The organism is Ureibacillus chungkukjangi (assembly GCF_044795995.1).
GTDB lineage: Bacteria > Bacillota > Bacilli > Bacillales_A > Planococcaceae > Ureibacillus > Ureibacillus chungkukjangi.
Genome location: NZ_CP085009.1, coordinates 155,899 through 170,913 on the forward strand (window position 1 = coordinate 155,899; position 15,015 = coordinate 170,913).

Here is a 15,015-nt window from a genome sequence, read left to right on the forward strand (position 1 = left end):
TCATTTTGTAAGTCAAGTGGGTAGAGTGATTTCTATAATTTTTATACTGCTATGTTACAAAATTAGGAGGTATTAGCTTGTGACAATCGAAATTGCCATCATACTAATTCCATTTATAATGGCAGCACTGATTCCCTTATTTAATAGGCGACTACAAAAAAGTTTTATAGGTTGGGTCGTTCTCGTAATCCCTGTTAGTTTATTCCTTATACTGACTACATATATCCCTCGTATAGCAAAGGGTGAAACTTTCTCCCATACCTATTGGTGGATCCCCTCGTTCAATATTAATTTCACGACGTATCTAGATGGCTTAAGCTTGATATTTAGTTTGTTGATAACTGGTGTCGGAAGTTTAGTAATCTTGTATTCTATCTTTTACTTATCGATAAAAGAATCTCTACATCATTTCTATTGTTATTTACTATTGTTTATGGGAGCAATGCTAGGTGTTGTCTTCTCAGATAATTTAATGGTGCTCTATGCATTTTGGGAACTAACGAGTGTTTCATCCTTCCTTTTAATCGCATTTTGGCATCACCGGAAAGCATCTAGAGCAGGTGCCAGAAAGTCCATGACGATAACAGTATCAGGTGGTGTGGCCATGCTGGTAGGCTTCTTAATGCTTTATGCTATGTCTGGAACACTTAGTATTAGAGAGATTATCGGAAATGTGGACGAAATCAGTGAACAGACATTGTTTATTCCTGCACTTGTCTTAGTTTTACTAGGTGCATTTACAAAATCGGCACAGTTTCCCTTCCATATTTGGCTTCCAGATGCCATGGAGGCTCCAACGCCTGTTAGTGCCTATCTACATTCGGCAACAATGGTTAAGGCTGGAATCTATTTAGTCGCACGCTTCACACCAGTTTTTGGAGGAGAGGTAGTATGGTTCTGGGCCGTGACAGGAGTCGGATTGCTTACTCTGTTTTGGGGCGCATTTAATGCGGTGCGTCAATCTGATTTAAAAGCGATATTAGCTTTCTCAACAGTTAGCCAGCTCGGTTTAATTATGAGTTTATTAGGACTGGGATCTGTTGCGGTTCATTTAGGCTATTCAACAAGCTCGGTGATTTATACGCAAGCAACCTTTGCTGCACTTTTCCATTTAATTAACCACTCAACCTTTAAAGGTGCATTATTTATGATGGTCGGAATTGTCGATCATGAAATCGGAACCCGGGATATTAGAAGACTTGGTGGTTTAATGTCCATCCTGCCATTTACATTTACAATTGCTTTAATTGGCTGCTTCTCTATGGCTGGTTTACCGCCTTTTAATGGTTTCCTGAGTAAGGAAATGTTTTTTGCAGCGACAGTAAGTATTACAAATTTGGATATTTTCTCAATCGCCAGCATCGGGATATTAGTGCCTGTTATAGCTTGGATTGCGAGTGTTTTTACATTTATCTATTGTGCAATTATTGTAAGCAAAACGTTCTTAGGGAAGATTAAGCCGGATATTTTAGAAAAAAATCCACATGAAGCACCGGTAGGGATGTTAATTTCTCCATTTATTTTAATCGGGCTTGTGATTGCTATTTTCTTCTTCCCAAATACTTTAGGCGCTTATATTTTAAAGCCAGCGATGTCCAGTGTATATCCAACATTCCCAGCTACAGCTGAAATGACACCGCATATTTACGCTTGGCATGGATTTAAGCCAGAGCTGTTTATGACGATAGGTGTTATTCTTGTTGGACTTCTCTTATATCGATACATGAAGCATTGGATTAAAATTTACCGTCTATTCCCTCAAAAATGGACTCTTAATGCAATCTATGAAAGAGTCATTACCTCGAGCGAGAATATCTCGGAAAGTATAACGAATCGTTATATGAATGGTAATTTAATGCATTACTTTATTTATATATATGTAAGCTTTGTGGTAATTGTTGCGGGCACCTTTTTGACACTTGAGGCATTTTCCTGGACTCCAAGCTTAGATGCTCCAGTCGAAAATTATGAATTACTCCTAGTATTTATCATGATTTTTGCAAGCTGTGCACTGATTTTTGCGAAGTCGCGTATTACAGCTGTTTTATTAAACGGCGTATTGGGGTATGCGATTGCGTTCTTCTTCGTTATTTTCAGAGCACCAGATTTGGCTCTTACGCAGCTAGTTGTTGAATCGGTAACAACGGCATTATATTTAATCTGCTTTAAATATTTAGCAGAGCTAAAGCCAGAGAAGACTTCTAAACGAGTTAAACTCTCTAATGGAATAATCTCAATTCTCGTTGGATCTACAGTGACTCTAATTGGTTTAGCCGTTATCAACTATGAAAAATTCGAATCAATCTCGGTTTACTTTGAAGATTCATATAAACTAGCCGGGGGTAAAAATATAGTAAATACTATTCTTGGGGACTTCCGTGCCTTTGATACGATGCTTGAGGTGGTCGTTCTCTTAATAGCTGGCTTAGGAATATATACCCTCATTAAGCTAAAAGCAGCGAAGAAGGGGGATGCAGACACTTGAAAATTAATGATGTAATTTTAAGAACAGTCGTTAAAGGGGTTGTCTTCATCATTTTAACCCTTGGTGTTTACCTCTTCTTTTCCGGACATAATGCCCCAGGAGGCGGGTTTATAGGTGGTCTTGTTCTAGGCTCGGGGATTGTTCTTCTTTATATTACCTACGACCTTGAAACCGTTCATAGAAAAATGCCTTTTGATTTTAAAAAGGTAGCAGCCCTGGGTGTTCTATTAGCTACAGGCTCAGCAATAGGGGCTATCTTTTTTGATGCGCCATTTTTATCGCAAACAGATATTTACTACACCTTTCCAATTTTAGGTGAAAAACATTTAACTACCGTTACAATTTTTGAAGCAGGTGTCGCCCTAACCGTAATTGGGACGCTTGTTACGATTATTTTAAGTATAAGTGAGGATGAATAGCATGGAATCTTTAATGATGATATTGATCGGTGTTCTCGTGACTGTTGGCACCTATTTAGTCCTCTCTCGAAATTTAATACGCGTTATTTTGGGAACGGCCGTATTATCCCATGCTGTTCATTTGCTGATTTTAACAATGGGCGGTCTGAAAAAGGGGGCCGTCCCACTACTAAGTCAATCTGAAGGACCTTTTACTGATGCTTTGCCACAGGCGTTGATTTTAACAGCAATTGTAATTAGCTTTGCAACAACGGCATTTCTACTCGTTTTGGCATATCGGACATACAAGACGAACGGTTCTGATGATTTACAGGAATTGAGAGGAATGTCTGATGAATAACTTACTCGTTGTCCCACTAATTATTCCCATTATTACTGCAGTTCTTCTTGTTTTTTTACGCGAACAAATTATGCTGCAGCGTATTATTAGCTTCATCACGATGATTTTTATAAGCATCATTTCGTTTTTGTTATTAAATTTTGTACAAACAGATGGAATTATTCGTTTAGATTTCGGAGGATGGATCCCTCCATTTGGCATTCTTTTTGTAGCCGATTCATTTTCATTGCTATTAGTCTTAACGGCTAATGTATTAACAACAATCTGTTTACTATACGCATTTTCTACAATAGGGGAACGACATGAAAAAATGTTCTTCTACCCATTTGTTCTATTTTTAATAGCTGGTGTTAACGGATCCTTTTTAACAGGGGATGTTTTTAATCTATTTGTTTGTTTTGAGGTAATGCTTTTAGCTTCCTATGTATTGGTAGCTCTTGGCGGAAAAAAGAGACAGCTAAGGGAATCACTTAAATATGTCATCATCAATGTCGTTGCCTCTTGGATGTTCTTAATCGCTCTAGCCTTTTTATACGGGACAGTAAAAACATTAAATATGGCTCATATTGCACAGCGTGTTGCAGAGGTTGGCCAAGATCCCGTACTGACAACAGTAGCGATTCTCTTTTTAATCGTATTTAGTTTAAAAGCAGGGCTGCTATTATTCTTCTGGTTGCCAGGCTCTTATAGTGTTCCGCCGACTGTTGTGCAGGCCCTATTTGCCGCACTTTTAACAAAGGTCGGCATCTATGCTCTCATCCGTACCTTTACACTGATGTTTCCACTCAACCAAGATGTTACTCATACGATTATCGGCGTTATGGCGGGTATTACCCTCATAGCAGGCTGTATGGGTGCTCTATCAGGTCGAGATATATACACGATTGCTACATATAACGTCATTATTGGAGTTGGATTTATTTTAATAGGGTTAGCTGTTGGGACAGAGTCAGCTCTAACAGGGGCAATCTATTATTTAATTCATGACATGCTAGCAAAAGCGCTATTATTCTTGTTAGTCGGTATGATGTTTTATGTTAGTGGTGAGTCTGTTGTAAAGAAAATGAGCGGACTTATTCAAAACTATCCGTTATTTGGCTGGATTTATTTCCTAGTTATGCTTGCACTTGCAGGAATCCCACCTCTTAGTGGGTTTATGGGGAAGGTGTTAATCGGACAAGGCGCCATCGAGAACGGCTCCTATGTATTACTTGCAATAGGCTTTGCATCAAGTATTATCGTGCTCTATTCCTTACTTAGAATCTTCCTTGCCTCCTTTTATGGAGAAACGACGATTAGCTATGAAGATCGGAAGCCAATTCCTAGAGGGGCATATGTAGCCTTCGTTTTACTAGCACTATCGATTGTATGTGTCGGAGTTGGAGCGGAGTCTCTAGCCATATATGTAAAGGATGCAGCCAAAACACTAATGAATCCATCAATCTACATTGATGCCATTTTGAAGGGGTGAGTAGATGTTCGCACAATTTTTATTGAATTTATTTCTTGCACTTTTGTGGCTGTTATTAGTAGATGAACCGGTTCCGCAGCTAACGACATTCTTTACTGGATTTGTAGTTGGGATTGGGATTTTATATGTGATGCATCGATTCTTTGGAACACAATTTTACCTTCGAAGAGTAATGAAAATATTATATTTAATGCTGCTGTTTATAAAAGAACTGCTGTCATCAAGCTACTTAGTTATCAAACAAGTGCTGACGCCAAATCTACAAATTACACCGGGTATCTTTACTTATAAAACTAGTCTACAGGGAGAATGGGAGATAACAGCCTTAGCTTTACTATTAACGCTTACACCAGGTTCTGTAGTAATGGAAGTATCTGAAAGCGGTGATGTCTTTTATATTCATGCAATGGATATAGAGGAGTCAAAGGAATCGATTATCCGATCGATGGGGAAGTTTGAAAAAGCTATTTTGGAGGTGACACGATAGATGAAAGAAACGATTTTGTTATTGGCGCTTGTATTCTTCATGGTTGCCATTGCTTTGTTACTATATCGTGTAATTGTAGGTCCTTCCATGCCAGACCGTGCCATCGCATTAGATACAATCGGCGTGAATTTAATATCCGCCATTGCGATAGTTTCCATTGTTTTATCAACCAAAGCATTTTTAGAGGCAATTCTAATTTTAGGAATTTTAGCCTTTATCGGAACAATCGCCTTTTCAAAATATATCGAGAGGGGGGTTATCGTTGATCGCAATGGAGATTCTTGAGTGGGTAGCCGTGATTTTGGTTTTAATAGGCTCGATTATTAGTGTAATTAGTGCGTTTGGACTTATTAAATTGCCTGACGTATATACTAGATCCCATGCGGCAACGAAAAGCTCAACATTAGCAGTAATGGCTTGTTTATTAGGAGCGTTTATCTATTTTTGGAGCCATGATGGCTATGTTAGTATTCGTTTAATATTGGGGATAATCTTCGTCTTTATAACTGCTCCTGTTGCTGGGCATCTAATATGTCGAGCTGCCTACAGATCTCGTGTCCCTTTAGCTAGAAACTCGGGGCAGGATGAGTTAAAATCCATTTTATTTGATGGAGATATTGCAGCGACCACAGTACAAACTATCGAAAAAGAAAAGTCAGAAGAAAACCAATAGTTATCCACATAGAAAACATTCACTTTTTTAATGAAGTGGATGTTTTTTTTTATGTGGATAACTTTTTGTGTTTTTTAGGGTGAAATTTTAATTTTCAATGTGGACAAGTGAGTCTTCTTGGGATAAAGCTGTGGAGTAAGTCGAGTCAAGTTGATAGATATAAGAGAATTGTGGATAAGGTTTTTATGAAGTGAAGATTACTGAAGATGATAGTGGAAATTTATAACAATGTATAATATTGACAATTTCGGGCGGGTAGAATATAGTACATTACAACAGTAATGCACTAAAGATGATTCGGAATAGTCTATAAGAAAGGAGGAGCTTTTTTGAATATAAGCAATGACTCCACAGCTCCCATCTATATTCAAATCGCAGAATGGATCGAGAACGAAATATTGGCAGAGCGTTTACAAGAAGCCGGGAAGGTGTATTCCCAATACCAATTAGCGGAGCTTTTTAATATTAACCCAGCAACAGCAGGCAAGGGTTTAACAATCTTGCTTGAAAATGACATTGTCTATAAAAAACGGGGACTTGGAATGTTCGTACAGGTAGGGGCAAAGGAATTGATATTAGCCAAAAGACGGGATGAAAAGCTGTCAAAGCTTGCAAAAGAAATTGTACAAGAAGCAAAACGTTTATTTGTACAGGATGAGGAATTAATCGAGCTTATAAAAAAGGCTCAAAGGGAGGAGTGAAGGCATGGGGGACATCGTTTGCAATCTGCTTGATAAAAATTATCGCAATAAGAAAGCTTTGAACAAGCTATCTTGTTCAATCGAAGGGGAAAAAATTATTGGTTTAATCGGACGCAATGGTGCGGGGAAGTCTACATGGCTAAAACTGTTGGCGGGTCATTTAAAACCGACAGATGGTGAAATTCGAATCTTTGGTGAAAATCCCTTCAACAGTTTAAAGGTTGCGTCTAACCTGATTTTAATAGAGGATACAATGACCTTTCCACCATTTCTGAACATTAGGGAGCTATTAAAAATGGCAGGCGATTTTTATCAGAATTGGCAAGGTGAGCTTGCTGAAGGGCTCCTGAAATATGCTGATATTCCATTGAATAACTATCATCATAAACTATCTAAGGGTCAAGCATCTACATTTAACCTAATCTATGGTCTTGCTACAAGATGTGCAATTACTTTACTAGATGAACCGATGAATGGAATGGATGAGGGAATTCGAACGGATATGTACCGAGCGATTTTAAAGGAGTACATTGCGAACCCACGTATAATTATTATTTCAAGCCATCACCTAGCAGAAATTGAACATTTGCTGGAGGAAATTATGCTAATTGACCATGGGGAAGTAGTGTTGCATTTACCTCTAGAAGCAGTAAGTCAAATGTTAGTCCGCATTAAAGGGGAAGTAAATGAAGTCAAAGAAATGACAGGGTATCAGGATGTACTTTATGAAAAGCAGGATGTGAGCTACGAGGTGATTATTGAAAGAAATAAGCTCGATGAAACCTATGACAAGCAGTCAAAAACTCTGATTCAATCTGTATCTGCGACTGAAGTATGTAAACTGCTAACGAATAAATCGAAGGGTGGTATTGATGATGTCTTTAACTCATAAAACCTTTCCCCAAGTTGTTTTGACACAGGTGAAATGGAAGGTAATGGCGTATAGTCAGGCTTTGATAACTCTTTTGATTTTGCAGATTGTAATGTACTACTTTAATTACAGTGGGAGCGGTATGTCTACCAGAGGAAATGGATTACTGTCACTTCAGACTCATTTTTACAGTTTAGATGGATTTGTTATTTCAACATGTCTTTGGTCGTTTGTTACGGCTTATTTAATCCAAACAAAGGACTATCGGAAGACGAATCTTTCGATAGTAAGCAACCGAGTAACGGGAAATATTGCAAATGCTTTGGTTCTCGTTTTTTATAGCTTTATCGCTACAATTATTGTTCATATGTCTCTATATATTTTAGTAGCTTTTATACAGCTAGTAAAAGGGATAACTATGTTTCCAGATGTAAGCTTGTTTAACTTCTTGCATTTCCTTGTTTCATTTTGCTTAATATTACTTGCTGCCTCCAGTGGGTATTTTTTGTCTTCACTATTTAACCTCTCAAAAATACTTGGAGGGCTGTTTGTAATTTTCTTTGGTTTGTTCCTTTTCCGTGTTTTTGATGAACAGCTATTAACAATCATGAGATTTTATTTTGAAGCAGGCTATTTATTATTTATTGTAAAAGCATTAATAACTGCCTCCCTATTTTTTACACTCCCAGTTGTTTTTCTTAATAGAAAAGAGGTGGTTCGAGGATGACTCCATTATTGTTTATGGTCTTAATACTTATGAGTTTTCTTTTGTTCTCTCCCTATTTCGCAGTGTCAATTGGAAAGAAATTAAAAAAGAATTTTTGGACAGTTAAAAGAATAAGTATAATAATCACAGGATATATCGGGTTAGGCTTAATTGCATATATGTACTTAGCTCTTTCTTTAACTGGTAATAATGAATATAAGACTCTTTCATCTGAGGAAATTGAACGAATTATGATAGATGAAAATCAATTTAGTAGTTCCTTGTCTCAAAAGCAGGGAGACCAGTTTGACGAAAGATACTTAGTTGATGAATGGTCTATGAAGCTTTCATCAGATGAGGTAACCTTACTACGAGAATCAGAGGATACTTATGGAAGGATTTATGTCTTAATTGATTGGCGGGATGATGCAGGTTCAAATGAAATCTATGTAAAAACATATCAAATTCCACATGTAAATAGAGGGATTGATTTAACAAAAGAGGTAACAAATAATCAATTCGAGTTTGCGGACGATACGCTTATTGTGAAGAAACCGCCTGAAAAGCAATTGATATTTAACAGCATTAATCCAAAAATAGAAATGCTGGAGTGGAGTGTGCCTAGGCTCCATTCAAAAGATTATGTAGTTGAAAACTCTGTAACAGGTTCAACTTATCTTTACTTGAATGTTCCAAATCATGTTACTATTATTGATGAGGGTAAGCTTCGATTTTACCCATAATCTTTGAATGAATTGAGCGAGTGCGTTGAAAAAACTTTTAAAATTTTTCCTTTTTATAATAGCAATCTATTTATTTTTATATATAAACAACCATTGGATTATTACAACCCAGCATGAATATAAATCTGACAAGGTTCCTGTTAGCTTTGACGGCTTTCGAATTACCCAAGTTTCAGATTTACACGATGCAGTGTTTGGAGATCGTCAGGATAAACTCGTAAAAAAAGTAGCAGCTACAAATCCAGATGTGATTTTTATAACGGGGGATGTCATTGATAGTAATCGCTATGACCTTGAACAGAGCTTACAAGCAGTACGACAATTTGTAAATATAGCAGATGTTTACTATGTCATTGGAAATCATGAGGTGGCTACCAACCAAGTTCAAGAAATCTATGAAGCATTGACGGCAATAGGTGTTCACGTCATGCCAAATACCTCGGTTAAGCTGGAGCGAGCAGGGGAAAGTATATCGATTTTAGGTATTGAAGATCCACTTAATGGTCACGAAACACAAAATATGTTAAGTACGGCTTTAGCTGGAGTGAATCAAGAGGAGTTGACTGTTCTTCTAGCGCACCGACCTGAAAAGTTTAATACGTATGTTGCTAACAATATAAATTTGGTATTTTCCGGCCATGCACATGGGGGACAGATTCGAATCCCATTTGTGGGGGGGCTTATTGCTCCAGGACAAGGCTTCTTACCGAAATATACTGCAGGCACCTTTGAGGATGGGGAAACAACGATGAATGTTAGTCGTGGCTTAGGGAATAGCACAGTGCCATACCGAATTTTTAATCTTCCACAGCTAATCGTCGTCGAGTTAAAATCAACATAATATAAATATTGATGAAAACGGGGGAATGGAAGTATGTTTATTTATCCAGTAGATGAAGAAATTAGCTTAAAGCTTGTTACAGAAAGAGATGCAGAAGAAGTCTTTCAAATGATTGATTCCTCCCGTACATATTTTCGTGAATGGTTGGGCTGGTTAGACTATTCAACAAAGGTTCAGGATACGGTCGATAACATCAAGGGGAACCTGTTGAAGTTTGTAGCTCAAGAAGGACTGGATACGGCCATTGTTTTTAATGGAAAAATCGTAGGGAAAATCGGATTCAATAAAATCAACAAAGCAAACAAAACTGCCTATATCGGCTACATGCTAGATGAAGCCTTCCAAGGAAAGGGCATCATGACAAGAGCAACAAAAGCTATGGTTAATATAGCCTTTGAGGAATACGGGCTAAATAAAGTTGAAATCCACGCAGCAGAAGGCAATACAAAAAGCCGCAGCATCCCTGTAAGACTAGGCTTCAAAGAAGAAGGAACGATTCGAAGTGCTGAATGGCTATATAGTCAATATGTCGATCATGTAGTTTACGGAATGCTAAAAGAAGAGTGGAAATAAAAAGCGAGCTAGCGATGAGCTCGCTTTTTTTCTTGGGAAATAATTGATGCTTATGATCAGTAAAATTTTGAGAGAAGTGCTGTCATAAGGGGAATGAAGGACAGTATGAATATGAGGGATGAGAAAAGTGTCTATCATAAAGTAGATGAAGGACAGTATGGATGTGAGGAGTGAGAAAAGTGTCTGTCATAAAGCAGATGAAGGACAGTATGAATACGAGGGATGAGAAAAGTGTCTATCATAAAGTGGATGAAGGACAGTATGGATGTGAGGAGTGAGAAAAGTGTCTGTCATAAAGCAGATGAAGGACAGTATGAATATGAGGGATGAGAAAAGTGTCTGTCATAAAGTAGATGAAGGACAGTATGGATGTGAGGAGTGAGAAAAGTGTCTGTCATAAAGCAGATGAAGGACAGTATGAATATGAGGGATGAGAAAAGTGTCCGTCATAAAGTAGATGAAGGACAGTGTGAGCAAGTTATCAAGGCAAAGTGACCTTCATAGACCAGATGAAAGCCACATCAGGAACGAAGCCAAAGGAAAGTGACCTTCATCAACCAGATGAAAGCCACTTCGAAAAAAAATCCATCAGCTGACCACCTCGTATCACAAGCCCATCCCTATTAAACCAACTTCTGCATCTCCATCAATAACTCATTAGCAGAAATACTTTTCTCGCCGCCACCTTGAACAAATGCGTCGTTGCCGCCGCCTTTTCCATTGATTAAGGGTAAAACAGCACCCGAAATGTCCTTCATGCTTTTATCCACCTGACTACCGCGAGCTGCGATAAATTGTAGTTTATCTCCGTTATCTGCTACAAGAAGGCAAATGCCTTCCTCCATTTGGGAAACGACTGCGCGACCAAGCTTTTGTAAAGCTTGTACGGTGCGGTTTTCAAAGGAAGCCGCCACCACTTCTGTAGCACGACCAGCTTCAACAAGTTCCCTCGCCTCATATTCGAGCAGCTGATTTTGTGCATCATCTAGAGATTTTTCTGTTGCTTTTATATCATTAAAAAGTTTGCGCAGAGCATCGGCTGCGTTTTCTTCAGGTACGCTTAATTGACGGGCAACATTTGATAATACATGCTTTCGCATTGCTAGCTGACTTAACACGCGGTTTCCACAAACAAAGGAAATTCGCGTGTTTTTTTTCATTTTCTCGGTACTCAGAATTTTAATGGAGCTTACTTGACCTGTTGAAGTCGGGTGAGTTCCGCCACATCCGTTGTAATCAAAATCAGGGATGATTACTAGACGAATATCTTCATCAACTGAAACATCTTTTCGTAAAGGATAATTAGACAGCTCCTCTTTTGAAACCCACTTCGTTTCAATTGGTCGATTTTCTAAAACAATCTCATTGGCACGTTTTTCTACCTGGGCAAGTTGTTCCTCTGTAACTTGAGCAGTCGCAATATCAATTGTGACAAGCTCTGTTCCTAGATGGAAGCTAACTGTTGGAAAATCGAATAACTCCACAAATGCAGCTGTTAAAATGTGCTGACCAGTATGCTGTTGCATATGGTCAAAACGACGGTTCCAATCGACGTACCCTGTGACTTCATGTTCACCAGTTAGATTATCAATATTTCCTTCAATATAATGACGAATTTCATCGTCTACTTTTTCTACATCAACTACCTTAAACTCATCAATCATTCCTGTGTCATGAGGTTGACCTCCACCAGTTGGGTAAAACGCTGTATTTGAAAGAACAATATAAGGTCGTGCTTCTTCAGTACCTGTTCGTACAACCTGTGCTGTAAATTGGCTCGTCATAGAATTTTGATAATAAAATAACTCTCTCATAAACAAATTTTTCCTCTCCTAAGCAACTATTTTTCCTTATTGTTGCATACTACCTAAAAAGTGTCACTTGCATAAAAAAATTATCTTCAATTTGAGATTTTACTATTTCCATAGTAAATACCATCGTGTACACTGAGATAGCACATAGTTATTAAAAATCGTGCAATTTTCACAAAATTTCAATAATACAAACGAATAAAATATACATAAGTAGGAGTTGGTACTATGAGAAAATATACCATTTTATTACTTCTGAGCATTTGTGCAGTAATTCTATCTGCCTGCTCGAACAATGGTGAAGAAAATAAAGAATCAGAGAATGTTAAGGTTGGAATTATGCTTTCAGACGCAGGATTAGGAGATCAATCCTTCTCAGATATGGGATTTGCAGGCCTTGAACAAGCACGGGATGAATTAGGAATTTCCTTTGATTATCGTGAGCTACAAGATACAGAGACTTACGAGCAAGGCTTAGAAGAATTGGTTGAGCAAGGAAATGATTTAGTTATCGGTCTAGGTTTCTCAATCCAAGAAGCACTAGAAACAGTTGCACAAAAAAATCCAGATGTTTCTTTCTTATTAATCGATTCACAATCGGAATTACCGAATGTTTATAATATTACTTTTAAAGAAGATGAAGGCTCATTTTTAGTTGGGCTATTGGCAGGTATGAAAACTCAAAGTAATGTTGTTGGGTTTGTTGGTGGAGAAGATGTAGAACTGATTCACAAATTTGAAGATGGATTTACAGCTGGAGTTAAGGCAGCAAATCCAGAGGCCAAGGTTTTAACAAATTATGCTGGAACTTTCGGTGACGATAAATTGGGTGAAAGTATTGCAAAAGAAATGATTTCAGGTGGAGCAGACTATATTTATCCTGCAGCTGGATTTACTGGCGTTGGGGTTATTCTTGAATCTCAAAGAGCGGGTACTTATTCTTTTGGTGTAGATAGTGACCAGTTCTACCTTGCTGAAGGCTCTGTTGTATCTTCAATGGTTAAACAGGTAGATGTAGCAATCTATGATACGGTTAAAGAATTAGTTGAAAATGGTTCTCTAAGTGAAAAAAATAAGCAATTAGGTTTAAAAGAAAATGGCGTTGCTATTGCACCTATTCGAGTAATTAACCTTACTCAAGCAGAGCAGGATAAGCTCGATCAGTATATCGAAGACATCTCTAATGGAACAATACAATACTAGAATAGAGGATGATGAATATGAAGTTAAAACAAAGATTATTACTACTATCAATTATTCCTCTACTACTTTCTACAGGTATTATTGGATTTAATATTAGTCAGTTATTTACATTACAATCTTCAACAGAAGAAATCGTAGACTCATTAATAGATGTTGAAGAATTAAATAGCTCTGCTAAAAGCTTACAAAAGTCTTTAGATAGCTATGCTTTTAATATTTCTGAAAGCAATAAAAATAATATCAATCAGGATTTAGAATCAGTTAAAACAAATTTCGATCAATTGAAGCCATTTCTAACAAGTGATGAACAAAAAAACTTTGCTCAAAATATTACACGTAAGTATGAGCAAATTTTGAATGAGTCTACTCCAGCGGTTGAAGCGAATAACCAAGCTGAAATTAAAAGACAATCATTCAGAACAAAAGGGTTAATCAATGATGTAATTGAGTTGAAGCGAAATATATCAGCTGAATATCAACAAATGCAAGAGGATCTACAAAGCAATATCACAAATATTATTAATATATCGATTGCATTAATTGCGATACTATTAATCGGAAGTATTGTAACAGTACTAATATTAACAAATCGAATTGTTGGTCGTATTGAACAGGTGACACGTAATGCGGAAGAAATCGCAAACGGGAACCTAGCAATCGAATTAGAGGATGTAACATCAAAGGATGAAGTAGGTTCTCTACAATTAGCATTTAAGAAGATGTCTCTGAATTTAAGAGAATTCTTGTCCCATGTACAAGATAGTTCAAGTCAGGTTGCAGCTTCATCTGAGGAGTTAATGGCAAGTGCTGATGAAACAATGAAGGGTGCTGAGCTAATTTCAGACTCGATTCAACAGGTTTCAAGTGGAGCAGAAAAGCAATCTTATATGTCAGTGGAATCTGTTCAGTCGGCAGATAAGAGTAAATCTTATGTGGATGAAATTTCGAAGAATGCTAACTTAGCACAGGAATTATCAATCTCAACAGGTAAGAAAACAGAACAAGGGTCAAATTATGTGAAAGTTACGGTTTCTCAAATGGAAAGAATTAATGAATCCGTTGAAGAAACAGATCACGCATTATCAGTCCTAAACAACCAAACAAAAGAAATCGTTAAAGTCTTATCTCAAATCACTGAGGTTGCAGACCAAACAAACTTACTTTCATTAAACGCATCGATTGAAGCAGCACGAGCTGGAGAAGCAGGAAAAGGGTTTGCAGTTGTTGCCGATGAAGTGAAAAAATTAGCTGATCAAACAAGACAGCTTGTAGCAAATATTACTGGAATCGCAAAACAAATTGATGTGGATACAGAAAAAACAGTAACTTCTATCAATGACGTAAAGGAACGCGTTCAAAAAGGATTGGAAATTGCTTCAGATACACAAACTACCTTTGGTGAAATCCAAGAGGCAGTGGGACAAGTTCAAACACAGGTAGTCAATATCACGACGATTTCAACTCAAATTGAAGTAGAGGTTTCAAAAGTATCGACTCATGCCAAAGAAATGGCAGAGGTTTCAAAACTGACTTCTGATAACTCAACATCAGTAGCGGCTACTTCTGAGGAGCAGTTAGCCTCTATGGAAGAAATCTCGGGTGCAGCAGTATCACTAGCAAATCTTGCAGAAGAATTACAAATGCGTTTATCTAAATTTACAATTTAATAAAGGTATGTGTATTATAAAACT

General features: G+C 37.5%; 16 protein-coding genes. 15 read left to right on the plus strand and 1 reads right to left on the minus strand.

The features are described from left to right. The first annotated feature begins 79 nt into the window (after positions 1-79). The 13 genes from LG296_RS00700 (at position 80) to LG296_RS00760 (ending at position 10,310) form a co-directional block, all read left to right on the plus strand. Positions 80-2,485 (plus strand): Na+/H+ antiporter subunit A, encoded by a 2,406-nt coding sequence (locus LG296_RS00700; protein ID WP_107935194.1) that lies wholly within the window; start codon positions 80-82, stop codon positions 2,483-2,485. After that, positions 2,482-2,904 carry a Na(+)/H(+) antiporter subunit B gene (locus LG296_RS00705; RefSeq protein WP_107935193.1) on the plus strand — a complete coding sequence of 141 codons (423 nt, stop codon included), beginning with the start codon at positions 2,482-2,484 and terminating at the stop codon, positions 2,902-2,904. The genes LG296_RS00700 and LG296_RS00705 overlap by 4 nt, the downstream gene beginning before the upstream one ends. 1 nt (position 2,905) lies before the next feature. After that, a complete protein-coding gene (locus tag LG296_RS00710) occupies positions 2,906-3,244 on the plus strand; it encodes a Na(+)/H(+) antiporter subunit C (protein WP_107935192.1) in 339 nt (112 codons plus the stop codon). After that, complete coding sequence (locus tag LG296_RS00715) at positions 3,237-4,715, plus strand: Na+/H+ antiporter subunit D (protein ID WP_107935191.1); 1,479 nt, start codon at positions 3,237-3,239, stop codon at positions 4,713-4,715. The genes LG296_RS00710 and LG296_RS00715 overlap by 8 nt, the downstream gene beginning before the upstream one ends. Positions 4,716-4,719: 4 nt before the next feature. Next, positions 4,720-5,202, plus strand: a complete 483-nt coding sequence (locus LG296_RS00720) for a Na+/H+ antiporter subunit E (protein WP_107935190.1) — start codon at positions 4,720-4,722, stop codon at positions 5,200-5,202. Further along, positions 5,203-5,487 (plus strand): Na(+)/H(+) antiporter subunit F1, encoded by a 285-nt coding sequence (locus tag LG296_RS00725; protein ID WP_107935189.1) that lies wholly within the window; start codon positions 5,203-5,205, stop codon positions 5,485-5,487. Next, on the plus strand, positions 5,474-5,875 hold the full coding sequence (locus tag LG296_RS00730; RefSeq protein ID WP_404427953.1) for a Na+/H+ antiporter subunit G: 402 nt from the start codon (positions 5,474-5,476) through the stop codon (positions 5,873-5,875). The genes LG296_RS00725 and LG296_RS00730 overlap by 14 nt, the downstream gene beginning before the upstream one ends. Positions 5,876-6,204: 329 nt before the next feature. Next, a complete protein-coding gene (locus tag LG296_RS00735) occupies positions 6,205-6,576 on the plus strand; it encodes a GntR family transcriptional regulator (RefSeq protein WP_107935187.1) in 372 nt (123 codons plus the stop codon). A 4-nt stretch (positions 6,577-6,580) separates the two neighbouring features. Further along, positions 6,581-7,468, plus strand: a complete 888-nt coding sequence (locus LG296_RS00740; protein ID WP_107935186.1) for an ABC transporter ATP-binding protein — start codon at positions 6,581-6,583, stop codon at positions 7,466-7,468. Further along, the gene (locus tag LG296_RS00745; protein WP_107935185.1) at positions 7,452-8,174 is read left to right on the plus strand and encodes a hypothetical protein; all 723 of its coding nucleotides are present in this window, start codon (positions 7,452-7,454) and stop codon (positions 8,172-8,174) included. The genes LG296_RS00740 and LG296_RS00745 overlap by 17 nt, the downstream gene beginning before the upstream one ends. Then, the gene (locus LG296_RS00750; RefSeq protein WP_107935184.1) at positions 8,171-8,896 is read left to right on the plus strand and encodes a hypothetical protein; all 726 of its coding nucleotides are present in this window, start codon (positions 8,171-8,173) and stop codon (positions 8,894-8,896) included. The genes LG296_RS00745 and LG296_RS00750 overlap by 4 nt, the downstream gene beginning before the upstream one ends. A 25-nt stretch (positions 8,897-8,921) precedes the next feature. After that, positions 8,922-9,737, plus strand: coding sequence for a metallophosphoesterase (locus LG296_RS00755; RefSeq protein WP_107935183.1), 816 nt, complete (start codon positions 8,922-8,924; stop codon positions 9,735-9,737). Positions 9,738-9,770: 33 nt separating this feature from the next. Then, positions 9,771-10,310, plus strand: a complete 540-nt coding sequence (locus tag LG296_RS00760; protein WP_107935182.1) for a GNAT family N-acetyltransferase — start codon at positions 9,771-9,773, stop codon at positions 10,308-10,310. A 623-nt stretch (positions 10,311-10,933) separates the two neighbouring features. On the opposite strand, the gene LG296_RS00765 is transcribed toward LG296_RS00760, so the two are convergent. Beyond that, on the minus strand, positions 10,934-12,124 hold the full coding sequence (locus LG296_RS00765) for an alanine--tRNA ligase-related protein (RefSeq protein WP_107935220.1): 1,191 nt from the start codon (positions 12,122-12,124) through the stop codon (positions 10,934-10,936). Positions 12,125-12,349: 225 nt separating this feature from the next. On the opposite strand from LG296_RS00765, the gene LG296_RS00770 reads away from it, so the two are divergent. Continuing rightward, a complete protein-coding gene (locus LG296_RS00770) occupies positions 12,350-13,324 on the plus strand; it encodes a BMP family protein (protein WP_107935181.1) in 975 nt (324 codons plus the stop codon). A gap of 17 nt (positions 13,325-13,341) precedes the next feature. Then, entirely contained in the window at positions 13,342-14,991 is a 1,650-nt protein-coding gene (locus tag LG296_RS00775; RefSeq protein WP_107935180.1) for a methyl-accepting chemotaxis protein, read from the plus strand. The last annotated feature ends 24 nt before the right edge of the window (positions 14,992-15,015 follow it).